The organism is Virgibacillus sp. LDC-1 (assembly GCF_030137545.1).
Classification (GTDB): Bacteria; Bacillota; Bacilli; order Bacillales; family Amphibacillaceae; genus LDC-1.
This window is the reverse complement of sequence record NZ_JARUVL010000010.1, coordinates 1-24,540: the sequence shown is the minus strand read 5'-3', so window position 1 is coordinate 24,540 and position 24,540 is coordinate 1. Positions and strand designations below refer to the sequence as shown.

The following is a 24,540-nucleotide window of genomic DNA, read 5'->3' as shown; positions in this document are numbered from 1 at the left end:
ATTCCATCTTTGGAAAAAGGGGTGTTTTTTTTGTTTTCAAAATCAAAGCTCGGTGACAAACCAGACTATACACTATTAACAATCATTTTATTGCTTCTATTGATCGGTATTATTATGGTGCTAAGCTCTTCCTATGTGTGGGCAGAATATAAGTATAATGATAAGCTTTACTTCTTGAAACGGCAGCTCCTCTTCGCTGGTGCTGGTATTGCTGCTATGTTTACTACGATGAATATTCCGTACGGAACATGGCGAAAGTATGCGAAGGGAATTTTATTCGCTTGCTTTTGTTTATTACTACTCGTGTTAATTCCAGGTGTCGGTATGACAAGAGGTGGAGCTCAAAGCTGGATTGGAGTAGGAGCATTTAGTATACAACCCTCTGAATTTATGAAGTTAGGTTTGATTATTTATTTAGCTTTGTTTTTAGATCATAATCAGAAATATATTACTTCGTTTAAACAAGGATTTTTTCCGTCTTTACTGTTGGTTTTTACTGCCTTCGGACTTATCATGCTACAGCCAGATCTAGGAACAGGTGTTGTTCTTGTGCTTACATGTATGATTATGATTTTTGTATCTGGTGCACGACTGTCACATTTTTTTGGACTAGCCATATTAGGGCTAGCAGGTTTCGCTTTTTTAATATTATCTGCACCCTACCGAATTAGCAGAATTACTGCATTTTTAAATCCGTGGGAAGATCCACTTGGAGATGGCTTTCAAATTATCCAATCACTTTATGCCATTGGACCAGGTGGATTAATGGGTATGGGATTAGGGGAAAGTTTACAAAAGTATTTCTATCTTCCTGAACCACAGACAGATTTTATTTTTGCTATTCTTGGAGAAGAGCTTGGATTTATTGGTGGAACATTTGTAATTGGATTATTTGCATTTATGTTTTGGCGTGGGATACGGATCGCATTAGAAGCAGCTGATCAATATGGACGGTTACTGGCTTTAGGGATTGTCTCCATGCTAGCAATTCAAGTAATGATAAATATTAGTGTAGTTATTGGTTTAATTCCGGTTACAGGAATTACTTTGCCATTTCTTAGTTATGGTGGTTCGTCGTTAACTTTAACACTTTGTTCTGTAGGAATATTGCTTAATATAAGTAAATCTTCTCATTTATAAAAGGGGGAAAGAAATCGCGCTATTATTGTTTTACAAAAAAAGCTTGAAAACTACCATTGACTACTATCTGTTCTTTCCAATATTGTGTTATAATTCATTTAACTGGGGTAAATGGCATGATACATGCCATTTTCTTCTATTACTTTATTAAAAGGACGAAAATAGATGAGCAAAAAAAAAGTTGTTTCGATTGAGGATCGAATTCCAAAATTGAAGCAAGCCCGAAAGAAAAAAGCAAATCGGCGTCTTGTGTTTTACCTGTCTATTTTTTTCTTCTTACTTTCTATCATTGTTTATTTACAGTCTCCGTTAAGTGAGATTAAAAATATAACTATCCAGGGAAATGCGCTTCTGACTGATCAAGAAGTAATGGAAAAAAGTGGATTATTAAAACATATGAACATTTGGACGATAAATAAAGAGGAAGCAAAAACACAATTATTGAAAGACCCAATTGTAGAGAAAGTAGAAATTAGTAGACAACTACCATGGACAGTAGATATACGGATAGTAGAGCAAGATCGAGTTGGATACATAAAGAAAGAGAATAAGGTATATGCTGTGCTTGGTAATGGTACTATTCTAAAAGATGAAGTGCTTAATGGTATGCGTGGAGATGCTCCCATGTTATTAGACTTTGATAATAAAAAATTACTTGACCGCATGACAGATGAACTTTCGCAATTGCCAAAGAGTATTCTCGATATTATTTCAGAAGTATATTGGACACCATCAAAGGAAAATTCCAATAAGATAACTTTATACATGAATGATGGATATATCGTTTCCGGAACGATTCGCAATTTTGCAGATCGTATGCAGGTTTATCCATCTATTGTGTCGCAGCTCGATCCAAAAGAAAAAGGAATTATCCATATTGGTGTAGGTGCATATTTCGAGTCATTTAACAAGAAGGATAAGTTAAATGAAGAAACGGTTGGAGAATAAAGAACATTTGATCATTTTTTCGTGCAGTCAAATATGTAAAAGTCTTAACGAATAGTTTATAATGAAAAATAAGCATGGTTCTAAAGGAAATACTGAATATATATTTATTTTTTAGTGTAAGTCCGATAGAATAAGAGATTATAGTTAGATTATACAATTGGTAAATTTTGAAACAATCTACCATGTGAGTGGATGGTTTTAAACTGGAGGTGCCCTTCTTTGAACAACAGTGAAATACTGGTAAGCCTTGATATAGGTACATCAAAAACAAAAGTAATCATTGGTGAAGTTTTAAACGATTCGTTAAATGTAATTGGTGTTGGAACAGCGAAGTCCAATGGCATGAAAAAAGGAGCAATTGTTGACATTGATCAAACGGTACAGTCCATTCGAAATGCTGTCGAGCAAGCCGAAAGAATGGTTGGCATGCAAATTGATAGTGTGGTTGTAGGGATTAGTGGGAATCATATTCAATTGCAACCATGTCACGGCGTTGTTGCTGTTCAAAGTGAAAATCGTGAAATTGGCGATGAAGATGTAAAGAGAGTAATTGATGGAGCGCAAGTTATTTCTATTCCTCCAGAACGTGAAATCATTGATGTTATTCCAAAGCAATTTATTGTTGATGGTCTAGATGAAATAACGGATCCTAGAGGAATGATAGGTGTTCGTTTAGAAATGGAAGGTACGATTATTACCTGCTCCAAAACAGTATTACATAACACGTTGAAATGTGTGGAACGAGCAAATCTACAAATATCAGATATTTGTCTGCAGCCATTAGCTGCTGGAACTGTTGCCCTTTCTAAGGACGAAAGAAATCTTGGTGTCGCACTTATTGATGTGGGAGGCGGCTGTTCAACAGTTTCTATCTATGCAAATGATCATTTAGTTTCAACAAGTGTCGTTCCTCTCGGTGGCGATAATATTACAAAAGATTTATCTATTGGGTTGCGTACGACAACAGAAGAAGCAGAAGATATAAAAATTAATCATGGACATGCTTTTTATAATAATGCACTCGAAGATGAAATTTTTGAAGCCTCTATTATAGGTAGTAATAATAAGCAATCATATAATCAATTACAAATAGCAGATATGATTGAAGCTAGATTAGAAGAAATATATGCATATGCTGAACGAGAAATTCGTAAAATGGGCTTCAGAGAGTTGCCTGGAGGGTATGTGCTTACAGGTGGTTCTATGAAAATGCCTGGTGTATTAGAGTTAGCACAAGATATATTTCGTGCCAATGTGAGAATTGCTATTCCAGATTATATTGGTGTTCGAGAGCCTCAATTTACAGCAGGGGTAGGCATCTTGCAATTTGCTTATCATAATGCGAAAATACAAGGAAAAGAATTGTTTCCTTCGATTTCTCAGTCATATGAACAACAACCAAAGAAAATTAAAAAACAGCAAGTAAAAGTAAGTACGAAGGAATCAAAAGAAAGTAAGAAAGAATCTGGAATCGCTAATTTCTTTAAGTATTTCTTTGATTAATCGAGCGTTCCTTGTTAGCAGCTGTAGGTAAGATGATTTATTCAGAATCGGATTAGAAGCAACTGCTGACAAAGAGTTACTTGAAATTTTGTCATTTTGCATATTAGGAGGAACGAATAGTATGTTAGATTTTGATACAAATATGGATCAACTAGCGACAATTAAAGTCATCGGTGTTGGCGGTGGTGGAAATAATGCTGTTAACAGAATGATTGAGCATGGTGTAGAAGGTGTTGAATTTATCGCTGTCAACACGGATGCACAAGCTTTAAATTTATCAAAAGCAGAAGTGAAATTACAAATTGGTTCTAAGTTAACCCGTGGTTTGGGTGCTGGCGCTAATCCAGATGTTGGTAAAAAGGCAGCAGAAGAAAGCAGAGAGCAAATTGAAGAAGTGTTACAAGGTGCTGATATGATTTTTGTTACTGCTGGCATGGGAGGCGGTACAGGAACTGGTGCTGCACCTGTTATTGCTCAAATTTCAAAGGAGTTGGGTGCGTTAACTGTTGGTGTCGTGACACGCCCATTCTCATTTGAAGGAAGAAGAAGATCGACACAAGCTGTATCTGGAATTGATGCATTAAAAAGTAGTGTGGATACGCTAATCGTTATACCAAACGATCGTTTATTAGAGATTGTTGATAAGAACACTCCGATGCTAGAAGCGTTCCGTGAAGCAGATAATGTCCTACGTCAAGGAGTGCAAGGGATCTCCGATTTAATTGCAAAACCAGGATTGATTAATGTGGATTTCGCAGACGTTAAAACAATCATGTTTGATAAGGGATCTGCATTAATGGGTATTGGTGTTGCGACAGGTGAAAATAGAGCAACCGAAGCTGCTAAAAAGGCAATTTCCTCCCCATTATTAGAAACATCTATTGATGGTGCGCATGGAATTCTTATGAACATTACTGGCGGTACGAATTTAAGTCTTTATGAAGTGCAAGAAGCTGCAGATCTAGTAACTACAGCTGCGGATGATGAGGTAAATGTTATCTTTGGTTCTGTAATTAATGAAAGTTTGAAAGACGAAATTATTGTAACAGTAATTGCTACTGGGTTTGACGAATCAAAGCAGGTTGAACCACAGCCAAAGCAACGCCCTGTTATCCATCATCATCAACAGGCTGCCACGAGAGCGACAGAGGATTATTCAAGAGATGCTGGACAAGGACAGCATGTAAGGCAGGAAGATGATGCGCTTGATATTCCAACCTTTTTAAGAAACCGAAATCGTGATCGATAGGTTTTAATTTACAATTGAATTCGAATTTTACAAACAAACAGCTATTATAGCTGTTTGTTTTTTGTTTTTTAGATTATTCGTTCACTTATATACTCATAATATTTCTCCGACAAATAAGGTGATAACTAGTACAAAATAGTCTATTTTTGCATACAAGAATTGACAGACTTTGCAAGAAGCGTCAGCTATACTTTTCATAGTTTCTAAAAAATGAAACATTGCGTATTTGTCTTTAAACATTATCTAGTTTTTGTAAGTGAGAAGAACTGAAGGCGAAGTCTATTGAGCATTGGGGGTTTTGATGGGAGGGAAAGGATGACGATTTATCTTGATGTCGTTTGGGCGCTAAACTTTTTTCTTGATATGATGCTCTTAATGCTGACACAAGCAATAGCGAAAGAGAAAACTACGGTGAAAAGGCTTGTTGTTGGTGCTTTTATTGCATCGCTTCTTGTCCCGATTACACTCTATTATCCAAATTCATTTTCATCAACAGTCATTGGAAAAATTGCCTATTCCCTTCTTATTATTTGGTGTACGTTTCGTTGGTACTCGGTTAAACGATTTCTAAAATTACTCTTTTTGTTCTATTTTACAACCTTTTCAATTGGAGGAGGATTGATAGCTGTACATTATTTATTCCAACGTCCTATTGGCATCTCTGCTGAAGGATTATTTACATTTCAAAGTGGTTTTGGTGATCCAGTTAGCTGGACTTTTGTTATTTTAGGCTTCCCTATTTCATGGTTCTTTACGAAGTGGCGTATGGACAAGCACGCAATAGAGAAAATCCGATATGATCAGCTTTATTCAATTGATCTTACGATAAAGGGTGAAACTTATTCAACAACAGGATATATCGATAGTGGAAATCAGCTAGTTGACCCGTTAACAAAAAAACCAGTTGTTATTTGTGATGAACCATTTCTAAAAAATTGGTTTTCAGTAGACGACTGGACAACATTAAAATCTATTTATGAAACTTTGAATATAGCTAACATTCCATCTCGATGGGAAGATGTAATCCAGCTGATTCCATATCAAGGTGTTGCGGGAAAGAATAGCTTTATGCTAGCAATAAAGCCAGATCATTTAGTTATTCACTATCATAATCACTCGATAGAAACATCAAAGGTACTTGTTGGTATCCAATTTGCTACACTAACGGGTGATCAGATGTATCATTGCTTACTGCATCCACAAATTGTAAAGCTAGCAATAATGAATTCTGCATAATGAAAATGAAGGAGCGGATCGATATGAGAATTATGAGGTTACGTATACGTTTATGGTGGTATAAGGTATTAATTAAGTTGGGAATAAAGTCTGAGGAAATATATTATATTGGCGGGAGTGAAGCACTTCCACCTCCATTAAGTAAAGATGAAGAAAAAGAATTATTAGAGCTGCTTCCAAAAGGAGATAGATCAGCGCGAGCAGTTCTAATCGAGCGGAATTTACGACTTGTAGTGTATATTGCCCGCAAGTTTGAGAATACTGGAATAAATATTGAAGATTTGATAAGTATTGGAACAATCGGTCTCATTAAAGCAGTTAATACATTCAATCCTGAAAAAAAGATAAAGCTTGCTACATATGCGTCTCGATGCATTGAGAATGAAATTCTAATGTACTTGCGTCGGAATAATAAACTAAAATCAGAAATATCGTTTGATGAACCGTTAAATATTGATTGGGATGGGAATGAACTATTGTTGTCAGATGTCCTTGGTACAGATGATGACATTATTACAAAGGATTTAGAAACAAAAGTGGATAAACATCTTTTAAAGGATGCACTATCTCAATTAAACGCAAGAGAAAAACAGATAATGGAATTGCGTTTCGGATTAATAGGGGAAGAAGAAAAAACGCAAAAAGATGTTGCAGATATGCTGGGCATTTCCCAATCCTATATATCAAGGCTAGAAAAGAAAATTATCCGTCGTTTAAAAAAAGAATTTAACAAGATGGTTTAGCTAGAATACGCACTTTATTTCAGTAACTGAATAGATGAATTTATTTTTTATCTATTGCATAAAAAACTCCCGGGTCGGAGATACTGTCCATGAACAGCATCTCCAATCGGGAGGGTACAGAATGTCTAGACATAAAGTAGTGATTTGCGGAGTTGACACGTCTAAATTACCTGTGTTGACAAACAAGGAAATGCGTAAATTATTTGTAAAGATGCAAGAAGGTGATTTAACAGCACGAGAAGAACTTGTAAATGGAAACTTACGTTTAGTGTTAAGTGTTATTCAACGCTTTAACAATCGTGGAGAGTATGTAGATGACTTGTTTCAGGTTGGTTGTATTGGATTAATGAAATCAATTGATAATTTTGATTTAAGCCATAATGTACGATTTTCTACATATGCGGTTCCAATGATTATTGGTGAAATACGCAGATATTTAAGGGATAATAATCCAATTCGTGTGTCACGTTCTTTACGAGATATTGCTTATAAGGCACTACAAGTAAGAGAAAAGCTAATCAATAAAACCTCTAAAGAACCAACCCCAATGGAAATAGCCGAAGAAATGGGGATTCCTCATTCTGATATTATATTTGCAATGGATGCGATTCAGGACCCGGTTTCGTTATTTGAGCCAATATATAATGATGGAGGAGATCCAATATATGTGATGGATCAAATAAGTGACGATAAGGATAAAGATGAAGGTTGGGTAGACAAGCTTTCTTTGAAAGAAGGGATGTACCGATTGAATGAACGTGAAAAAATGATCTTAAATAAACGTTTTTTTCAAGGGAAAACCCAAATGGAAGTTGCAGAGGAAATTGGTATTTCTCAAGCACAAGTATCAAGACTTGAAAAAGCAGCGATCAGTCAAATGAATAAGCAAATGTTTGAATAAAAAAACGGAACAGGATGTGCCTGTTCCGTTTTTTTATGAAAAAATAGGCATTCGTTGCATATAAATAAAAGAAGGAAGGTGAGCGTAATGATAAAATTATCAGAACTTCAAGTAAAGGAAGTTATAGCTATTAATAGTGGGGAAAGAATCGGTCACATTTCTGATTTAGATATTGATCCAAGCCGTGGAAAAATTACAGCGATTATTATTTACTTACGTGAGAAAAAAGGACTATTCGGAAAAGCAGAAGAAATGATTATTTATTGGGAACAAATTGTAACAATAGGTTCGGATGTGATCCTAGTTAAACAAATAGAGGAGCCCATCCTATATGAGGAAACAAAGCAATGAATGTAGAACAACCTCGTTTCAAATATGGTAAAATAATACGAGTATTCTATATAGGGGTTGATCAATGTGAACGAACCATTTAATTTGGATGAGAATATCTTTGTTATAAAAAAATGGCAAGAAAGTAACCCAAATCTTCGTGTAGGCTTTACTACAAGAAGAGGTGGAGTAAGTGAAGAGCCATATAATCACTTTAATTTTGGACTTCATGTTGATGATTTACATGAAAATGTTATCGAAAACCGAAATCTACTTGCACAGAAGCTGCATTTTGCAGTCGAAAATTGGGTATGTGCAGAACAAGTGCATGGAGTGGAGATAAAAATCGTGGATGATGAGGATAAAGGAAAGGGAGCTAGCTCGATGAGCACTTCCATTAAAGGTACAGACGGTATAATTACAAATAAACCTGGGATTCTTTGTACCGCTTTTTTTGCAGATTGCGTACCTCTCTTTTTTTACGATCCAGAAACAGGTTATGTTGGAATCGCACATGCAGGATGGAAAGGTACTGTGAAAGGAATCGCTGCAGAAATGGTACACGCATTGATCGCATTGGGCGTTTCTGTTAATCAATTACAAGTTGCCATTGGTCCATCTATAAGTCAGCAATTTTATGAGGTAGATGATTATGTAATGAAGCAGATTCCTAAGCAGCACGTTGACAAAACTGTCACCTATCTTGAGAATGGTCGATATATGATTGATTTAAAGCAATTAAACGTCGAAATCCTTTTACAAAATGGTATATTACGTCATAATATAGAAAGAACAAACTTATGCACATTTCGCGACGAAGAACTCTTTTTCTCACATCGGCGCGATAATGGAAAGACTGGAAGAATGTTAGGATATATCGGCTTTGATGAGTGCTTATAATGAGGAGGAGACATGGCAATAATGGATGTAGCCGCAAATTTAGCAACAATTCAACAAGAAATAGATAATGTATGTATGCAAAAAAATCGAAATCCAAATGATATTACACTTATCGGCGTAACGAAATATGTTACAATAGAACGAACAAGAGAAGCAATTGATGCAGGAATTGTCAACTTAGGCGAAAATCGACTTGAAGGTTTTTTAGAGAAGTATGCGCATTTTACGAATAAAGCGAAATGGCATTTTATTGGAACATTGCAAACTCGTAAGGTAAGAGATGTGATAGATAAAATTGATGTGCTTCATTCATTAGATCGCATTTCTTTAGCAAAAGAAATTGAAAAAAGAGCAAATAAACCTGTGGATTGCTTTGTTCAAGTAAATGTAAGTGGAGAAGCGTCAAAGCATGGACTGGCTATGGAAGAAGTACTGCCCTTTATTGAGCAGCTAGCCTTGTTTCAAAAAATTAACGTAGTTGGATTAATGACAATGGCACCACATACAGATGATAAAGAGAAGATTAGATCGGTTTTTAAGCAACTTCATGCACTTCGTGTATCTGTTCAAAATAAAGGATATCCCTTTGCACCATGTAACTATTTATCAATGGGGATGAGTAATGATTATCAAATCGCTATTGAAGAAGGAGCTACCCATATACGGATTGGATCTAAGCTTGTTGGTTCCGACCACTAAATGAAAAATACATATATGTAAAAGCTTTTATAAGGTGGTGAAGATATGAGTATTAAACATAAGCTAAAATCATTTTTTACGATGGATGATGAATATGAATATGTAGAAGACGCGATGCCTACACCGGGGATGGATGATAAGCAGCGCAAGGATAATGTTGTTAACTTGACATCAATGCAACAAGCATCATCAAAAATGGTGCTTTGCGAGCCAAGGTCTTATAATGAAGTTCAGGAAATTGCTGATCATGTCGTTAATCGACGTTCTGTTGTAATTAATTTGCAACGTGTAGATCGTTATGAGGCAAAACGAATTGTTGATTTTTTAAGTGGTACAGTATATGCAATTAATGGTGATATCCAAAAGTTGGGTGCGGAAACTTTTCTATGTACACCAGATAATGTTGACGTTTCTGGCAAGATCACCGATGTTTTTGAAGAAGAGGATGAATTAGAAAAAGGATGGTAAGAGCCTATGTTTCAGTTGTTTAGATTGTTAGATTTTGTGTTATATGTTTATATATTCGCGATTATTATTTATATTTTTATGTCATGGTTCCCAGGAGCGCGAGAATCAACTGTTGGTGAATTTTTAGGGAAGATTGTTGAACCATATTTAGAACAATTCCGTAAAATAATTCCGCCATTAGGAATGATTGACTTTTCACCAATCGTAGCGATTATAGTGCTACAACTGGCAAAGGTTGGTGTATGGGAGCTTTATAAAATACTTGTGTATTAAGGGTTAAAGCTATGGAAATTTATCAGCACTTTCGGAAAGAGGAATACCCATTTATTGATCAAGTTTTATCTTGGAAAACCTTGGTTGAAACCCGTTTTCAATCAAGGCTCACTGATTTTTTAGACCCACGAGAACAACAGATTGTTCGGATGCTTGTCAATTCATCAGGCGATGATGTGACGTTAGATTTGTTTGGTGGCGGTAATTATTCTGAACGAAAACGAGCAGTGATTTCACCGTACTATGAAGAGATAACTGAAGAATCATTTGGGGTGGTCCTTTTAGAAGCGACGTATCCGGACAAGTTTATTCAAATTGAGCATCGAGATGTATTAGGAGCTTTCTTATCGCTTGGAGTGAAACGAGAAAAGCTTGGGGATATATATGTATCAAATGGCATCATTCAAATTGTTCTAGCTAAAGAAATTTCACCGTTTGTAATGACTCAGTTAACTGCTGTAAAACGAGCTAGTATACAATTACATGAGGTATCATTTAATCAACTTATTGAAGTAGCGCCTATATGGGAAGAAGTATCAAAGACGATTTCCTCTTTAAGGCTGGATAATATAGTTAAAGAAATATATAATATACCCAGAAAGCAAGCAAATGAATACATTAATAAGCAACAAGTAAAGGTTAATTTTCGTGTGGTGGATGATGCTAAATTCCTCGTGCAACCGGGAGATATTCTTTCCCTACGAGGAAACGGAAGAAGTAAGCTTATTGATGTCAATGGACGTACAAAAAAAGACAAAATTAGAATTACTGCCGCTTTATTAAAATAATGAACTGAAAATGCAGGAATCTGATGTTTTTTTGTCGAAATATAGGATAAACAATGTTCGTATTCAAGTTTTTTGGTAAATAAGATGAGGAGGTGGCCAATGTGCCATTAACACCATTAGATATTCATAATAAAGAATTTACAAAAGGCTTTCGAGGGTATGATGAAGATGAAGTAAATGAATTTCTTGATCAAGTAATTAAAGATTATGAAATCGTAATTCGAGAAAGAAAAGAATTAAAAGAGCAAGTAGCGCAAATGAAGGATCGTTTAAGTCACTTTACGAATATTGAAGGGACTTTAAATAAGTCGATATTAATTGCGCAGGAAACAGCGGAAGAGTTAAAGAGCAATGCAACAAAAGAATCAAAGCTTATCATTAAAGAAGCAGAAAAAAATGCGGATCGTATTATTAACGAAGCGTTGAGTAAGTCACGAAGAATTTCTATTGAAGTAGAAGAATTAAAAAAACAAGCAAAAGTCTTCCGAACAAGACTAAAAATGCTTGTTGAAGCGCAACTCGATATGATATCTACCAATGATTGGGAAGGCTTATTGGATACAGATGTGGAAGAAGAATTAGATCTTGTTGAAAATGAATCATAAAGCTTGACGTATATTGCAATTTTACATATAATTCATTATCATGTAATGAATGAAATCATTTTTTAATATGTAACTACGGTGAAAGAGAAAGTATAAAAGCAAAGGCTGTGAAGCGAGTCGGGAAATGGTGGGAGCCTGATTACAGTACTTCTTTTAGAAAATCACTCTGGAGTATCCTTACGAAAAATAGCATTACCGCTATTGAGTAGGAAAGGACGTTTATTCACGTTACGAATATCGAGTGAGTTTAAGTAGCTTTGCTATTTAAATTTATAAGGGTGGTACCGCGAGTCTTCTCGTCCCTTCTGGGATTAGAAGGCTTTTTATATTATTTTGGACTATAGGAGGAAATTATGATGGATTATAAAGAAACATTACTTATGCCTAAGACAGATTTTCCGATGCGTGGAAATTTACCGAATAAAGAACCATTAAGGCAACAAGAATGGGAAGCAAACAACTTATATGAAAAGGTTCAAGAACGAACAAAAGGAAGACCGTTATTTATTTTGCATGATGGTCCCCCATATGCGAATGGAGATCTGCACATTGGTCATGCCTTAAACAAAATATTAAAGGATTTTATCGTTCGTTATAAATCAATGACGGGTTTTCAAGCGCCATATGTCCCTGGGTGGGATACGCACGGACTACCGATTGAAGCTGCTTTAACAAAAAATAAAAAAGTCGATCGTAAAAAAATGAGTATTGCAGCGTTTAGACAAAAATGTGCTGACTATGCAATGAACCAAATTGATAATCAACGGATTCAATTTAAGCAACTCGGTGTTCGTGGTGATTGGGATAATCCTTACATTACATTAACAAAGGATTATGAGGCAGCTCAAATTAAAGTATTTGGTGAAATGGCTAAAAGAGGCTATATCTATAAAGGATTAAAGCCTGTTTATTGGTCACCATCATCTGAATCTGCTTTAGCAGAGGCAGAAATTGAATATCAAGATAAGCGATCTCCTTCCATTTATGTCGCGTTTGATGTAAAAGAAGGAAATGATGTATTGAAGAACGGAGAAAAAATTATTATTTGGACGACAACACCTTGGACTATTCCAGCGAATTTAGGAATTAGCTTACATCCGGAGCTTGAATATTCGGTTGTGAAGGTGGGTGCTAATCATTTTGTCGTAGCTACAGAATTATTGGAAACAGTTGCTGAAGAATTAGGCTGGGAAAACAGCGAAACGATTCGCACGTTTGTCGGAAAACAGGCAGATAAAGTTGTTGCCAAGCATCCGTTTTATGATCGTGATTCACTTGTGATGCTAGGAGATCATGTGACAACAGATGCTGGTACTGGCTGTGTACACACTGCACCTGGTCATGGGGAAGATGATTTTTACGTGTCGAAGCGCTATGGTATCGATGCATTGTGTCCTGTTGATGAAAAAGGAGTTATGACAAATGAAGCTCCTGGCTTTGAAGGATTATTTTATGATCAAGCGAATAAACCAATTACGGAAAAATTAGAAGAGGTCGGAGCGCTTCTAAAGCTTTCATTTATTACACACTCTTATCCACATGACTGGAGAACAAAAAAACCGACGATTTTCCGAGCAACATCGCAATGGTTTGCATCGATTAAGGATTTTCGTCAAAATATTTTAGATGAAATTAAAAAAGTAAATTGGTATCCTGCATGGGGAGAAACACGTCTCTATAATATGGTCCGTGATCGGGAGGATTGGTGTATTTCTCGTCAACGTACGTGGGGGGTTCCGATTCCTGTCTTTTATGGCGAGGATGGAACACCAATAATTACGGATGAAACCATCAATCATGTTTCTCAATTGTTTAAAGAGCATGGATCTAATATATGGTTTGAAAAAGAGGCAGAAGCATTACTTCCAGATGGATTTACATCGGAGCATAGTCCGAACGGAAAATTCACGAAAGAAACCGATATTATGGACGTATGGTTTGATTCGGGTTCATCGCATGAGGCAGTTCTTGAAGGACGAGACGATCATCAGCGACCTGCAGACTTGTATTTAGAAGGAAGTGACCAATATCGTGGTTGGTTTAATTCATCCTTATCAACTGCAGTTGCTGTTACCGGTAAGGCACCTTACAAAAATGTAGTAAGCCACGGATTTGTTATGGATGGAGATGGCCGTAAGATGAGTAAGTCATTAGGAAATGTGATTTTGCCATCTAAGGTTCTAAAGCAGCTTGGTGCCGATATTTTACGCTTGTGGGTTGCTTCCGTTGATTATCAGGCTGACGTTAGAATTTCGGACGATATTTTAAAGCAAACATCGGAGGCTTATCGTAAAATTAGAAATACCTTCCGCTTTATGCTTGCAAATTTAGCAGATTTTGATCCGAAGACAGATCGTGTAGCAGAGGAAAACCTAGAGGAAGTAGATCGTTTTATGATCTATCGATTACAGCAGCTAGTAAAAGATGTGCGTGCAAGCTATGATGCATTTGAATATTCGCCAATCTTTCATCGCATCCATAACTTCTGTGCGGATGATTTAAGCTCCTTCTATTTAGACTTTGCGAAGGATGTATTATACATTGAAGCAAAAGACAATCATAGAAGAAGAAGTATTCAAACCGGTTATTATGAAATTTTAACAACATTAGTGAAGCTGTTGACACCAATAATTCCACATACTGCTGATGAGGTATGGGAGTATATTCCAGGTGTTACGGAAGAAAGTGTTCAGCTAACTGATATTCCAGAGCCAAGAAAGATTGCACAGTTCGACGTTCAAGAGGAAACAAAATGGAACCACTTCATGCTCGTTCGTGACGATGTGCTTAAAGCGCTAGAGGAAGCAAGGAATGAAAAGGTTATCGGGAAATCGTTAGAGGCAAAAATTACGCTTGTGCCAAAAGACGAAGAAACGAAAGACATCTTATTGTCGATTCCGAATCTACACCAATTATTTATCGTGTCAGAGGCAGAAATTGTAGAGAAGGATGAAAATGCGAAACCTTTCCGCTATGTTGATATTGTAGTTCAAAAGCATACTGGAGAAAAATGTGAACGTTGCTGGGTTGCTTCCAATACAGTTGGAAAAGATCAGGAGCATCCAACCCTTTGTACGCGTTGTGCGGATATCGTAAAAACAAATTATTCGTCTTAATTACGGTGTAAGCTACTAGGCTGTCCCATGGAAAAGGTGCATAAACAAATCCATTGCGGACAGCCTTTTAATATGACACAGATGATTCGAAACGATGTACAAATTGAATATAACGGAGGATGGCGCATGATATGGTATTACCTTATTGCAGCAAGCATAATTGCCGTTGACCAGTTTACAAAATGGCTTGTTGTAAAAAATATGGAGTTGTATGAACAAATACCGATTATTGATGGTTTCTTTTATCTTACCTCCCACCGAAATAAAGGAGCAGCATGGGGAATCTTACAAGACCAGATGGTATTCTTTTATATCATTACGATTATTGTCGTTATAGCAGTAGTTTATTACCTTCAGAAGTTTGCAAGAGAAAGTAAGTTACTAGCAATTGCGCTGAGTTTTATTTTAGGCGGAGCAATAGGTAATTTTATTGATCGTTTGTTTCGGAAAGAGGTTGTCGATTTTTTTGATTTTATCCTATTTAATTATGACTACCCAATTTTTAATGTTGCCGATGCAGCATTAGTCGTTGGCGTAGGAATGGTAATTATTGCTACAATAATAGACGAAAAGAAACAACGGAAAGGAACAGCTAAATGAGCTTTCAGCATGTTGTCGCCGATACGGAGGCAAAAACAAGAATTGATAAATTAATGTCGTCGATAAACCCAGAAATATCACGTTCACAAATTAAAGCTTGGATTACAGACGGAAATGTTACAGTGAATGAAGAGATTGTCAAACCGAATTATAAATGCCAATCAGGGGATGTTATTCAGTGGCAAATTCCAGAAACAGTTCCTTTGAATTTAGAGCCAGAAAGCATCCCATTAGATATTATGTATGAGGATAGTGATTTATTAGTTGTAAATAAGCCAAAGGGTATGGTAGTTCATCCATCCGCTGGTCATCAAACTGGTACACTCGTTCATGCGTTATTGGCTCATTGTGATGACTTATCGGGGATTAACGGAGTCGAACGGCCTGGAATCGTTCATCGAATTGATAAAGATACAAGTGGCTTACTTGTTGTAGCAAAAAATGATCAGGCACATATTCATTTAGCAGAGCAATTAGCGGATAAACAAATGGAACGCAAATATGAAGCCCTTGTTCATGGGGTTATTCATCATGAACACGGAAAGATTGATGCCCCAATTGGCAGAGATCCGAATGATCGTCAAAGAATGGGAATTGTAGATAAGGGAAAACAAGCAGTTACCCATTTTCGGGTCATCCATCGATTTGAAAAATTTACACATATTGAGTGTCAGCTTGAAACAGGAAGAACCCATCAAATTCGGGTGCATATGCGGTATATAGGTTATCCACTCGTTGGAGACTTAAAGTATGGACCACGAAAAACCTTGCAAATCAACGGCCAAGCACTTCACGCCAAGGTGCTCGGCTTCCAGCATCCTAGAACTGGAGAGAGGATGCGATTTGAAGTCGATGCTCCAGCATATTTTAACCAATTATTAGACGATATGAAGAATATGTATTGACAACGGTTGTAGAGTTTGGAATAATAATAACAATGAATCGAACCTTTAATATAGTCCTGTGAGGCTACAAGGGAACGGATATCTTCGTTATTGTTTATCCCTTTTTCCTCGTGGAGAAAGGGAATTTTTTTTGGGAGGAGTGGTGGCATGCGAAAAAAAACCGATTTACTCGATCATTCGGCTATCCATCGTGCGCTGACTAGGATTTCACATGAAATTCTGGAGAAGAATAAGGGTGGAGAGGATATCATTTTAGTAGGAATTAAGACTCGTGGGGTCCCGCTTGCTAAAAGGTTACAGGATAATATTAAACGGATTGAGAGCTTGGAAGTACCTTTAGGAGAATTAGATATTACCTTGTATCGTGATGATTTAGAAATCGCGGTTGAGTCTAATGATCCAGAGTTAAAGGATACAAATATTCCGATCGACATTACTGGGAAGAAAGTAATTTTAGTTGATGACGTCCTTTATACAGGAAGAACAGTAAGAGCAGCAATGGATGCAGTAATGGATATTGGTAGACCTTCGCAAATTCAATTAGCAGTGCTTGTTGATCGAGGACATCGAGAGTTACCGATAAGAGCAGATTTTGCGGGGAAAAATATTCCAACATCGGATCAGGAGATTATCGTCGTTCAATTACAGGAAACTGATGAGCAGGATGATTCTGTTAGTCTATATGAAAAAGTTTAAATATCGAAAGACCTTTAAGAAAATCCAGCGAGATTTACAAGGTCGCACAGCTTACGTATTGCTAGATAAGGATACGTTCATCTCTTTGCGACTAAAATTCGCAAAGAGTTTTTTTATGGAGCTGAACAAAGACCAATAGGATTGTGGGATGAAATTTCATACTATTGTTAAGGAGGAAGCTATGAAACATTTTATTTCATTAGATCAATTATCTGTGGGGGAAATCATGTCGTTATTAGAAAGTGCAGAACAGCATCGGAAAAATGAAAGAAAAATAGATACTCCTTTATTTGCTGCGAATTTATTTTTTGAACCGAGTACGAGAACGAGCATGAGCTTTATCGTTTCCCAGAAAAAATTAGGAATGGAAGTCATCGATTTTCATGCAGATACGTCTAGTATAAAAAAAGGAGAATCATTGTACGATACAGCGAAAACGTTTGAGGCGATTGGAGCAAATCTTCTCGTTATTCGTCATCATGATGATAATTGGATAGAAGGGCTCGCGGATAAAATGGCAATTCCAGTTATTAATGCAGGTGCTGGAACGAAAGAGCATCCTACGCAATGCTTGCTTGATTTACTAACAATCTATCAAGAGTTTGGAGATTTTTCAAACTTGAATATCGCAATTGTTGGCGACATTAAGCACAGTAGAGTTGCACATTCCAATGCGCAAGCCTTGCAAAGGTTAGGGGCGAATGTATTCATTAGTGCTGCACCTGGATTTGAAGATCCTTGTTTAGAAATTCCAGCCTTAACGATTGATGAAGCAGTTGAACGCTGTGATGTGATTATGCTACTTCGTGTCCAGCATGAGCGTCATGCAAATAAAAAAGAATTACAAAACTATTTAGCGCATTATGGAATGACAAAAGCACGTGAACGTAAAATGAAACCGAATGCTATCATTATGCATCCCGCTCCAGTGAACAGAGGAGTTGAAATAGATGAATCCTTAGTAGAATGTAATCGCTCAAGAATTTTTAAGCAAATGGAGAATGGGGTTTATGCCAGGATGGCTGTAATAACACACTTATTAGAAGGATGGGGGATTACCAATGCGCATGCTGCTAAAGAACGCCAAGCGTTTATTGCCGGATAATACAACGGAAAACTGTGAGGTATTAATTGAAGACGATCGAATTATTTCGATTGGCGGAGCGCTTCATTCACAAGTAGATCAAGTCATCGATTGCGATAACCAGCTATTGTTGCCAGGTTTTATTGATGTTCATATTCATTTGCGTGAGCCGGGTGGCGAGCATAAAGAATCAATTGAAACAGGTACAAAAGCAGCAGCACGAGGTGGTTTTACAACCGTTTGTGCGATGCCTAATACAAATCCTGTTCCAGATAATGTAGAACAAATACGGTCTTTACAAAAAAAAATAAAAGAAAAGGCATGCGTTCGGGTGCTTCCATATGCAGCAATTACGGAAGGTTTGCAAGGTGAAAAACTAACAAAAATTAGAGCAGTTGCTGAGGAAGGGGCCTTTGCCTTCACAGACGATGGGATTGGGATTCAAACAGCGGATGTAATGCTACGTGCGATGAAGGAAGCGGCTGCTTGTGGAAAAGCGATTGTTGCCCATTGTGAGGATAACTCCATTGTGTATGGTGGCGTTGTGCATGATGGGCTTGTTAGTGAGCGATTAGAGCTACCGGGAATTCCGCAACTAAGTGAATCCGTACAAATTGCAAGAGACGTATTATTAGCAGAAGCAACAGGATGTCATTATCATGTTTGCCATGTTAGTTCAAAGGAATCTGTTCGTGTCATTCGAGATGCAAAAAAAGCAGGGATCCATGTAACTGCGGAGGTTACACCACATCATCTTCTATTAAATGAAACGGCAATCATTACAAAAGATACAAATTTTAAAATGAATCCACCCCTTCGAAGTAAAGCAGACCAACAAGCCTTATTAGAAGGTCTACTTGATGGGACAATTGATTTTATTGCAACGGATCATGCCCCACATGCTACTGATGAAAAAGCAAAAGGAATGCTCGATTCTCCATTTGGAATCGTTGGACTCGAAACAGCTTTTCCGTTGCTTTATACGTATCTTGTAAAAACAAAGCAAGTAACCTTACAGCAATTGGTAGAATGGCTAACGATAAAGCCTGCTCTTGTATTTAACCTTCCGTACGGCAAGCTCGAAGAAGGAGCTGTCGCGGATATGACCGTAGTAGATATAGAAGAAGTGTCTTTAATTGACCGAGCTCAATTTTTTTCGAAGGGAAAAAACACCCCATTTCATGGCTGGAAGGTGCAAGGTCAACCTACGTTAACAATCGTTGAAGGGAACATTGTTTTTAAAGCGTCCACTCGATGATAAAGCTTCAGATGGGACGCTTTCCGATCCGAAACGTTTTTTCATGTGGACTGCAACGTACTATATTAAAGGGATAATAAATTGATTTCTATAACGAATAAAGAGGCTGTGTAAAGAGATGAGAAAAGAACCATTACGAATTCAACAAAAGCACCAAATTGCAAAGGATACAATCGAAATGGTGCTACAAAATAATCGGGTAAGTAAGTGTGCAAAGCCAGGGCAATTTATCCATTTATCTGTGAATGGACATACACTAAGACGCCCAATTTCCATAGCAGATGTAAATAAGCAAGCAGGAACGGTTACGCTCCTATTTAAGGTTGTAGGCAAAGGGACTTCCGCGCTTGCAAATCTTCACGTAGATGAAGTGATTGATGGAATTGGTCCGATAGGGAATGGTTTTCCGATAGATAGAATGCAAGATTCAACGGTCTTATTAATTGGCGGTGGGATTGGCGTTCCACCACTTTATTATCTTGGAAAAGAATTGAGTAAGCAAGGCTGCCAAATAACAGCAGTATTAGGCTTTCAAAGCTTGAATTATGTGTTTTATGAGGAACAGTTTCGTCAATTAGGAGAGACGGTTATTGTGACAGAAGATGGTTCATATGGCTTAAAAGGGCTCGTTACAGCTGCACTTCCAGATAAGAAACAAGTCGATGTTTTTTGCACCTGTGGTCCTGTTCCCATGCTAAAAGCAGTTACATCCAACCTACAAGGTGTTCCAGGCTATATTTCGATGGAAGAACGGATGGGATGTGGAGTTGGTGCATGTTTTGCATGTATTGTTCCATCCAACAATGAAATTGGGTACAAAAAAATATGCAAGGATGGTCCAGTATTTGCAGTAGGGGAGGTTATTCTATGATAAACACGTCGATTGAATTACCAGGTTTATCACTGAAAAATCCAATAATGCCTGCTTCAGGGTGCTTTGGTTTTGGCAGAGAATATAGTCAATTTTATGATTTAGGAAAATTAGGTGCTGTTATGATGAAGGCAGCTACTGAAAATATGCGGCTAGGAAATCCAACTCCACGCGTTACGGAAACAGAAAGTGGCATGCTAAACGCAATTGGACTTCAAAATCCAGGTGTGCATACGATTATTGAGGAAGAGGTTCCTTTTCTTGCCCAATATGATACGTGTATCATTGCTAATATTGCGGGCAGCACGAAAGAGGAATATGAACGCGTTGCCTATGCCTTTAATGATGTAAAGACAGTTCATGCACTTGAGCTTAACATATCCTGTCCGAATGTAACGGCTGGCGGCGTTCAGTTTGGAACAGATCACAACATCGCAGCTCAAGTTACAATGGCTGTGAAAAAGGTTAGTAATAAACCAGTGTATGTAAAATTATCACCGAATGTATCGAATATCGTAGAAATGGCGAAAGCAGTGGAAGCGGCTGGTGCAGACGGGCTTAGTTTGATAAATACACTAACTGGGATGCAAATACATCTTCCTTCTAAAACACCAGTGCTCGCAAATAAAACAGGGGGGCTTTCAGGACCAGCCATTAAACCGGTAGCAATTCGCATGGTCTATGAGGTGTACGAGCATGTTTCTATACCAATCATTGGGATGGGTGGTGTTTCAACTGCAACCGATGTACTTGAATTTTTACTTGCTGGTGCTAGTGCAGTAGCAGTTGGAACAGCTAATTTTCAAAATCCGTATGTCTGTCCAGAAATTATTGACGCTTTGCCGACTGTCTTAAAGGAAAACGGATTCCGTTCGGTCGAGGATGCGATTGGAAAGGGGCATGGGATATGAGGGGTTCAATGTATCTTGCACTGGATTTTCCGAGCTGGGAGGAATCGAAGCACTTTTTAAAGGTGCATCGATTACAGCAAGTCCCTGTAAAAATAGGAATGGAGCTTTTTTATCGCGAAGGACCAAGTGTTGTAGAAAAATTAATCGCGGAAAACTATCCAGTGTTTTTAGATTTGAAATTGCATGATATTCCTAACACGGTGAAGCAGGCGATGATGAATCTGGCAAGGCTTAATATGGATATCGTTAATGTTCATGCGCTTGGTGGGGCGAAAATGATTGAACAAGCCAAAGAAGGACTATTACAAGGAAATCCAAATGGAAAGACAAAATTAATTGCCGTTACAATATTAACTTCTATGGATGAAGGTGTTGTGAAAAATGAATTGCACCTCCAAGGTGGAATGGAAGCAGAAGCGGTTCACCTTGCTAAGCTAGCAAAAAATAATGGGGCTGATGGTGTGGTATGTTCTGTTCATGAAGCGAAGCAGATTAAAGCAGCTTGTGGGGAGGGATTTTTAACCGTTACTCCTGGAATCCGATTGGCACAATCTCATCAGCATGATCAAATAAGAATCGCAACACCTGCGTATGCAAAAAAACAGCAAGCAGATATCCTCGTTATTGGACGAAGTATTACAAAAGCACTTGATCCTCATCAAGCTTATCAACAAGCATTAAAGGAGTGGAATAATGGCGAATGAATGGGAATTAGCACAAGATTTATTGCAGATCAAAGCAATTCAAATAAACGCAGAATCATATTTTACGTGGACCTCAGGGATTCAGTCGCCGATTTATTGTGATAATCGACTTACCATGTCTTATCCTGCTATTCGTAAGAAAATTACGGATGCATTTGAACATATGATTGTTGAAATGAATGTAAAGCCTGATATTATTGCTGGCTGTGCTACAGCAGGTATTCCACATGCGGCTTGGTTAGCAGATCGATTAGATCTTCCGATGGTATATGTAAGGTCAAAGCCGAAGGGACATGGGAAAGGAAATCAAGTAGAAGGGCGAATCACCCCTGGACAAAAGGCTATTGTGATCGAAGATTTAATCTCAACAGGTGGATCTGCGATTGAAACTGCGCAAGTATTGCAGCGAGCTGGAGTAGAGGTGATTGGTGTTCTAGCTATTTTTACATATGGGCTTCAAGTAGCTACTGAGCGCTTTTCTGCATTACAGCTTCCCCTTCAAACGATAACAAGCTTTGATCAGCTTGTTTCGATGATGGAGGCAAGAGGAGAGTTTAATCGTCATCAAAAGCAGAAATTATTCGAATGGCGACAAGCATTATAGTCGTTGCACATTGCAACAATCATAAAGAATTATGTATAAGGCCCCATCTAGTTGAAGATAAAACTAGATGGGATAATTTCTTTTAGGAATCGGGATTTTCTTTTATACACAATGTCATCCATTCGTCGATAGATATAGAATCAATGGAATTGTTTTTCATTTGGATTTGAAAATAACTTCGATATGCAGCTGGTGCTGCTAGCAAATAGTCTTCTAGCTTCTTCTTTACATCTTCCGCTAGTCCAGCTCGTGCTATCCATTCATTATAGGGCAATGTTTTCTTACGAGTATGTTCTTTGTGAATTTGCAGCTTATTTTGTTGGATGAAGCCTCTCCATTTCGAAACGTTATGTGCTTTAACATGGCTCTTGTCACGTATTTTTTCAAACGTATTATAAAATATATCTAGTTTTGTATCCTCAGGAGCAACATTGTCAATTAACAGGAATTTTCCGTTTGGTTTTAGCACCCGAGCAACTTCTAATATAAATTGATTCGGATTGGAAAAATGATGTGCGGCAATACGACATGTGACAATATCAAATTGACTGTCCAAAAACGGTAGCTGTTCTGCGTCTGCAACACAATAAAGAATGTTTGACTGGTCTTCTAGATGCTTTGCTGCTGCAAAAAGCATTTCCCGCGTAACGTCTAAAGCAATAACATGTTTTGTATGCATTGCCAGCTGTTTTGCAACATGACCACCCCCAGTAGCAATATCTAAGCATACCATGTTCGAAGCTGGCTTGAGCCATTCTATAATTGTTTTCAAGTCCTTTTCGTTTGCATGCGTACTACTAGTAATATATTCTTCTGTATTTCTAGCAAATATCGTTTCCGTCAGTTTACTATTATCCACGCTATCCCTTCTCTCCATGTTATTCCTTTCTCATTCTTAGTTTAAAAACAGTTGTGCAATAAGTAAAATACTAATATATAATAGAAAGTGATAATAATTTATTATATGGTGGTGAGAAGATGAAAATAGAAGACTATGAACTATTGTTAAAGCTGCAGGAAATTGGAACGATCCGTGGTACAGCAAAGGCGATTCTTATTTCACAGCCTGCTGTAACACAACGATTAAAATATATTGAAGCATACTTTGGACAAGCTATTTTTATTCGATCTCCGAAACGACTTATTTTGACCCCAGCAGGCGAGTTAATTCTTCAGCATGCTAAACAAGTTATCGATGGCGAAAGGGCGATTGTGAATAAACTTGCTAGTTCGAGTAGTGAAGTTCAAGGAACATTATCCATTGCGTGTTCTTCATTAATTAGTCAGCGTTTTTTACCCGCTATTCTAGGAGAGTACACAGCTCTTTATCCAAATGTAACAATTGATTTAGTAACAGGAATTAGTGAGGATATTCGAAAAAATCATAAAGATTTTCATGTTTGTATTATTCGCGGAGATAAGTTAAAGGAAAGTACATGTATCCGTCTGTTTCAGGATCCACTATATATTTTTGATACAGAACCGTTTCCATTAGGGAAGTTGAAGGAAAGACCATTAATCGCATTTAAGAGTGACGATAGTATGCACGAGCTTGTGGACAATTGGTTGTATCATCATCAACACGATATTAAACCGTTGAAAACAATCCGAGTAGATCAAATAGAGACGTGTAAGCAATTTATGAAGCAAGGAATTGGCATGGCAGTATTACCAGAAAGTGTTTCTGATTCCATGAAAGAAGAATATCCACACATTCCATTAATGCTAGCAGGGAAGAAGGTTACGCGTGATTCCTGGGTATGCTTTCAAGAAGGGATCCGTGATCTTCCACAAGTTCATGAATTTATATCCTTATTAACGAAAGAAACTTTTTTATCGCATTAAAGAAAGGAATGAGAAAAAAGGGCAATCGAATTTTTTCGATGTACTGAACCCATAAAGTTAGACTAAATTATTAAGCAGATAATTGGCTGGTTTGTTTCCGGTATTCAACTGGACTCATTCCAGTCAATTTTTCTTTAATCCGTTTATTATTGTAGTAATCAAT

The 24,540-nt window shown here is 37.4% G+C and carries 27 protein-coding genes and 1 other annotated feature; of the genes, 25 read left to right on the top strand and 2 right to left on the bottom strand.

Annotation, left to right across the window (positions count from 1 at the left end):
- The first annotated feature begins 30 nt into the window (after window positions 1-30).
- The 24 genes from spoVE (at window position 31) to pyrE (ending at window position 22,532) form a co-directional block, all read left to right on the top strand.
- The gene (spoVE, locus tag QBK89_RS09970; RefSeq protein WP_284140899.1) at window positions 31-1,140 is read left to right on the top strand and encodes a stage V sporulation protein E; all 1,110 of its coding nucleotides are present in this window, start codon (window positions 31-33) and stop codon (window positions 1,138-1,140) included.
- 165 nt (window positions 1,141-1,305) lie between these two features.
- Window positions 1,306-2,088, top strand: a complete 783-nt coding sequence (locus tag QBK89_RS09965) for a cell division protein FtsQ/DivIB (RefSeq protein WP_284140898.1) — start codon at window positions 1,306-1,308, stop codon at window positions 2,086-2,088.
- A gap of 219 nt (window positions 2,089-2,307) precedes the next feature.
- Complete coding sequence (gene ftsA, locus QBK89_RS09960; protein ID WP_284140897.1) at window positions 2,308-3,591, top strand: cell division protein FtsA; 1,284 nt, start codon at window positions 2,308-2,310, stop codon at window positions 3,589-3,591.
- A gap of 121 nt (window positions 3,592-3,712) precedes the next feature.
- Window positions 3,713-4,840, top strand: a complete 1,128-nt coding sequence (gene ftsZ, locus QBK89_RS09955) for a cell division protein FtsZ (protein ID WP_284140896.1) — start codon at window positions 3,713-3,715, stop codon at window positions 4,838-4,840.
- Window positions 4,841-5,155: 315 nt separating this feature from the next.
- Entirely contained in the window at window positions 5,156-6,076 is a 921-nt protein-coding gene (gene spoIIGA / locus QBK89_RS09950) for a sigma-E processing peptidase SpoIIGA (RefSeq protein ID WP_284140895.1), read from the top strand.
- Window positions 6,077-6,099: 23 nt separating this feature from the next.
- On the top strand, window positions 6,100-6,819 hold the full coding sequence (gene sigE, locus QBK89_RS09945) for an RNA polymerase sporulation sigma factor SigE (RefSeq protein WP_284140894.1): 720 nt from the start codon (window positions 6,100-6,102) through the stop codon (window positions 6,817-6,819).
- Between the two features lie 121 nt (window positions 6,820-6,940).
- Entirely contained in the window at window positions 6,941-7,720 is a 780-nt protein-coding gene (gene sigG, locus QBK89_RS09940) for an RNA polymerase sporulation sigma factor SigG (RefSeq protein WP_284140893.1), read from the top strand.
- A gap of 87 nt (window positions 7,721-7,807) precedes the next feature.
- Window positions 7,808-8,071, top strand: coding sequence for a YlmC/YmxH family sporulation protein (locus tag QBK89_RS09935; RefSeq protein WP_284140892.1), 264 nt, complete (start codon window positions 7,808-7,810; stop codon window positions 8,069-8,071).
- A gap of 66 nt (window positions 8,072-8,137) precedes the next feature.
- Window positions 8,138-8,950: a peptidoglycan editing factor PgeF gene (gene pgeF, locus QBK89_RS09930; RefSeq protein ID WP_284140891.1), complete on the top strand. Its 813-nt coding sequence runs from the start codon at window positions 8,138-8,140 to the stop codon at window positions 8,948-8,950.
- Window positions 8,951-8,971: 21 nt separating this feature from the next.
- Entirely contained in the window at window positions 8,972-9,649 is a 678-nt protein-coding gene (locus QBK89_RS09925; RefSeq protein WP_284140979.1) for a YggS family pyridoxal phosphate-dependent enzyme, read from the top strand.
- A 45-nt stretch (window positions 9,650-9,694) separates the two neighbouring features.
- A complete protein-coding gene (locus QBK89_RS09920) occupies window positions 9,695-10,117 on the top strand; it encodes a cell division protein SepF (protein WP_284140890.1) in 423 nt (140 codons plus the stop codon).
- A 6-nt stretch (window positions 10,118-10,123) separates the two neighbouring features.
- Complete coding sequence (locus tag QBK89_RS09915; protein ID WP_284140889.1) at window positions 10,124-10,390, top strand: YggT family protein; 267 nt, start codon at window positions 10,124-10,126, stop codon at window positions 10,388-10,390.
- 11 nt (window positions 10,391-10,401) lie between these two features.
- A complete protein-coding gene (locus tag QBK89_RS09910; RefSeq protein ID WP_284140888.1) occupies window positions 10,402-11,178 on the top strand; it encodes a YlmH family RNA-binding protein in 777 nt (258 codons plus the stop codon).
- 101 nt (window positions 11,179-11,279) lie between these two features.
- Window positions 11,280-11,783, top strand: coding sequence for a DivIVA domain-containing protein (locus tag QBK89_RS09905; protein ID WP_284140887.1), 504 nt, complete (start codon window positions 11,280-11,282; stop codon window positions 11,781-11,783).
- Between the two features lie 69 nt (window positions 11,784-11,852).
- Window positions 11,853-12,090: a binding site (T-box leader), on the top strand.
- A gap of 49 nt (window positions 12,091-12,139) precedes the next feature.
- Window positions 12,140-14,899 (top strand): isoleucine--tRNA ligase, encoded by a 2,760-nt coding sequence (ileS, locus tag QBK89_RS09900; RefSeq protein WP_284140978.1) that lies wholly within the window; start codon window positions 12,140-12,142, stop codon window positions 14,897-14,899.
- 126 nt (window positions 14,900-15,025) lie between these two features.
- On the top strand, window positions 15,026-15,499 hold the full coding sequence (gene lspA, locus QBK89_RS09895) for a signal peptidase II (protein ID WP_284140977.1): 474 nt from the start codon (window positions 15,026-15,028) through the stop codon (window positions 15,497-15,499).
- The gene (locus tag QBK89_RS09890) at window positions 15,496-16,404 is read left to right on the top strand and encodes an RluA family pseudouridine synthase (protein ID WP_284140886.1); all 909 of its coding nucleotides are present in this window, start codon (window positions 15,496-15,498) and stop codon (window positions 16,402-16,404) included. Before lspA ends, QBK89_RS09890 begins: the two co-directional genes overlap by 4 nt.
- Window positions 16,405-16,551: 147 nt before the next feature.
- Window positions 16,552-17,100 (top strand): bifunctional pyr operon transcriptional regulator/uracil phosphoribosyltransferase PyrR, encoded by a 549-nt coding sequence (pyrR, locus tag QBK89_RS09885; protein ID WP_284140885.1) that lies wholly within the window; start codon window positions 16,552-16,554, stop codon window positions 17,098-17,100.
- A gap of 181 nt (window positions 17,101-17,281) precedes the next feature.
- Window positions 17,282-18,205 (top strand): aspartate carbamoyltransferase catalytic subunit, encoded by a 924-nt coding sequence (locus QBK89_RS09880; protein WP_284140884.1) that lies wholly within the window; start codon window positions 17,282-17,284, stop codon window positions 18,203-18,205.
- Complete coding sequence (locus tag QBK89_RS09875) at window positions 18,162-19,442, top strand: dihydroorotase (RefSeq protein WP_284140883.1); 1,281 nt, start codon at window positions 18,162-18,164, stop codon at window positions 19,440-19,442. Before QBK89_RS09880 ends, QBK89_RS09875 begins: the two co-directional genes overlap by 44 nt.
- A gap of 118 nt (window positions 19,443-19,560) precedes the next feature.
- Window positions 19,561-20,313, top strand: coding sequence for a dihydroorotate dehydrogenase electron transfer subunit (locus QBK89_RS09870; protein ID WP_284140882.1), 753 nt, complete (start codon window positions 19,561-19,563; stop codon window positions 20,311-20,313).
- Window positions 20,313-21,224: a dihydroorotate dehydrogenase gene (locus tag QBK89_RS09865; RefSeq protein ID WP_284140976.1), complete on the top strand. Its 912-nt coding sequence runs from the start codon at window positions 20,313-20,315 to the stop codon at window positions 21,222-21,224. Before QBK89_RS09870 ends, QBK89_RS09865 begins: the two co-directional genes overlap by 1 nt.
- Window positions 21,221-21,928 carry an orotidine-5'-phosphate decarboxylase gene (gene pyrF / locus QBK89_RS09860; RefSeq protein ID WP_284140881.1) on the top strand — a complete coding sequence of 236 codons (708 nt, stop codon included), beginning with the start codon at window positions 21,221-21,223 and terminating at the stop codon, window positions 21,926-21,928. The genes QBK89_RS09865 and pyrF overlap by 4 nt, the downstream gene beginning before the upstream one ends.
- The gene (gene pyrE, locus QBK89_RS09855; protein WP_284140880.1) at window positions 21,918-22,532 is read left to right on the top strand and encodes an orotate phosphoribosyltransferase; all 615 of its coding nucleotides are present in this window, start codon (window positions 21,918-21,920) and stop codon (window positions 22,530-22,532) included. Before pyrF ends, pyrE begins: the two co-directional genes overlap by 11 nt.
- A gap of 82 nt (window positions 22,533-22,614) precedes the next feature.
- On the opposite strand, the gene QBK89_RS09850 is transcribed toward pyrE, so the two are convergent.
- On the bottom strand, window positions 22,615-23,391 hold the full coding sequence (locus QBK89_RS09850) for a class I SAM-dependent methyltransferase (RefSeq protein ID WP_284140879.1): 777 nt from the start codon (window positions 23,389-23,391) through the stop codon (window positions 22,615-22,617).
- Between the two features lie 119 nt (window positions 23,392-23,510).
- On the opposite strand from QBK89_RS09850, the gene QBK89_RS09845 reads away from it, so the two are divergent.
- Window positions 23,511-24,377 (top strand): LysR family transcriptional regulator, encoded by an 867-nt coding sequence (locus QBK89_RS09845; RefSeq protein ID WP_284140878.1) that lies wholly within the window; start codon window positions 23,511-23,513, stop codon window positions 24,375-24,377.
- Between the two features lie 70 nt (window positions 24,378-24,447).
- On the opposite strand, the gene QBK89_RS09840 is transcribed toward QBK89_RS09845, so the two are convergent.
- On the bottom strand, window positions 24,448-24,540 hold the full coding sequence (locus QBK89_RS09840) for an IS3 family transposase (RefSeq protein WP_481937822.1): 93 nt from the start codon (window positions 24,538-24,540) through the stop codon (window positions 24,448-24,450).

Bases quoted from the DNA above. Each gene is read 5' to 3' on its own strand.
- QBK89_RS09875 (WP_284140883.1), top strand. From the start codon at position 18,162: ATGCGCATGCTGCTAAAGAACGCCAAGCGTTTATTGCCGGATAATACA.
- pyrR (WP_284140885.1), top strand. From the start codon at position 16,552: ATGCGAAAAAAAACCGATTTACTCGATCATTCGGCTATCCATCGTGCG.
- QBK89_RS09910 (WP_284140888.1), top strand. From the start codon at position 10,402: ATGGAAATTTATCAGCACTTTCGGAAAGAGGAATACCCATTTATTGAT.
- QBK89_RS09965 (WP_284140898.1), top strand. From the start codon at position 1,306: ATGAGCAAAAAAAAAGTTGTTTCGATTGAGGATCGAATTCCAAAATTG.
- pyrF (WP_284140881.1), top strand. From the start codon at position 21,221: ATGAGGGGTTCAATGTATCTTGCACTGGATTTTCCGAGCTGGGAGGAA.
- QBK89_RS09920 (WP_284140890.1), top strand. From the start codon at position 9,695: ATGAGTATTAAACATAAGCTAAAATCATTTTTTACGATGGATGATGAA.
- ftsZ (WP_284140896.1), top strand. From the start codon at position 3,713: ATGTTAGATTTTGATACAAATATGGATCAACTAGCGACAATTAAAGTC.
- ileS (WP_284140978.1), top strand. From the start codon at position 12,140: ATGGATTATAAAGAAACATTACTTATGCCTAAGACAGATTTTCCGATG.
- QBK89_RS09935 (WP_284140892.1), top strand. From the start codon at position 7,808: ATGATAAAATTATCAGAACTTCAAGTAAAGGAAGTTATAGCTATTAAT.
- spoIIGA (WP_284140895.1), top strand. From the start codon at position 5,156: ATGACGATTTATCTTGATGTCGTTTGGGCGCTAAACTTTTTTCTTGAT.
- QBK89_RS09870 (WP_284140882.1), top strand. From the start codon at position 19,561: ATGAGAAAAGAACCATTACGAATTCAACAAAAGCACCAAATTGCAAAG.
- lspA (WP_284140977.1), top strand. From the start codon at position 15,026: ATGATATGGTATTACCTTATTGCAGCAAGCATAATTGCCGTTGACCAG.
- QBK89_RS09890 (WP_284140886.1), top strand. From the start codon at position 15,496: ATGAGCTTTCAGCATGTTGTCGCCGATACGGAGGCAAAAACAAGAATT.
- sigG (WP_284140893.1), top strand. From the start codon at position 6,941: ATGTCTAGACATAAAGTAGTGATTTGCGGAGTTGACACGTCTAAATTA.
- QBK89_RS09925 (WP_284140979.1), top strand. From the start codon at position 8,972: ATGGATGTAGCCGCAAATTTAGCAACAATTCAACAAGAAATAGATAAT.
- QBK89_RS09915 (WP_284140889.1), top strand. From the start codon at position 10,124: ATGTTTCAGTTGTTTAGATTGTTAGATTTTGTGTTATATGTTTATATA.
- pyrE (WP_284140880.1), top strand. From the start codon at position 21,918: ATGGCGAATGAATGGGAATTAGCACAAGATTTATTGCAGATCAAAGCA.
- QBK89_RS09880 (WP_284140884.1), top strand. From the start codon at position 17,282: ATGAAACATTTTATTTCATTAGATCAATTATCTGTGGGGGAAATCATG.
- QBK89_RS09845 (WP_284140878.1), top strand. From the start codon at position 23,511: ATGAAAATAGAAGACTATGAACTATTGTTAAAGCTGCAGGAAATTGGA.
- sigE (WP_284140894.1), top strand. From the start codon at position 6,100: ATGAGAATTATGAGGTTACGTATACGTTTATGGTGGTATAAGGTATTA.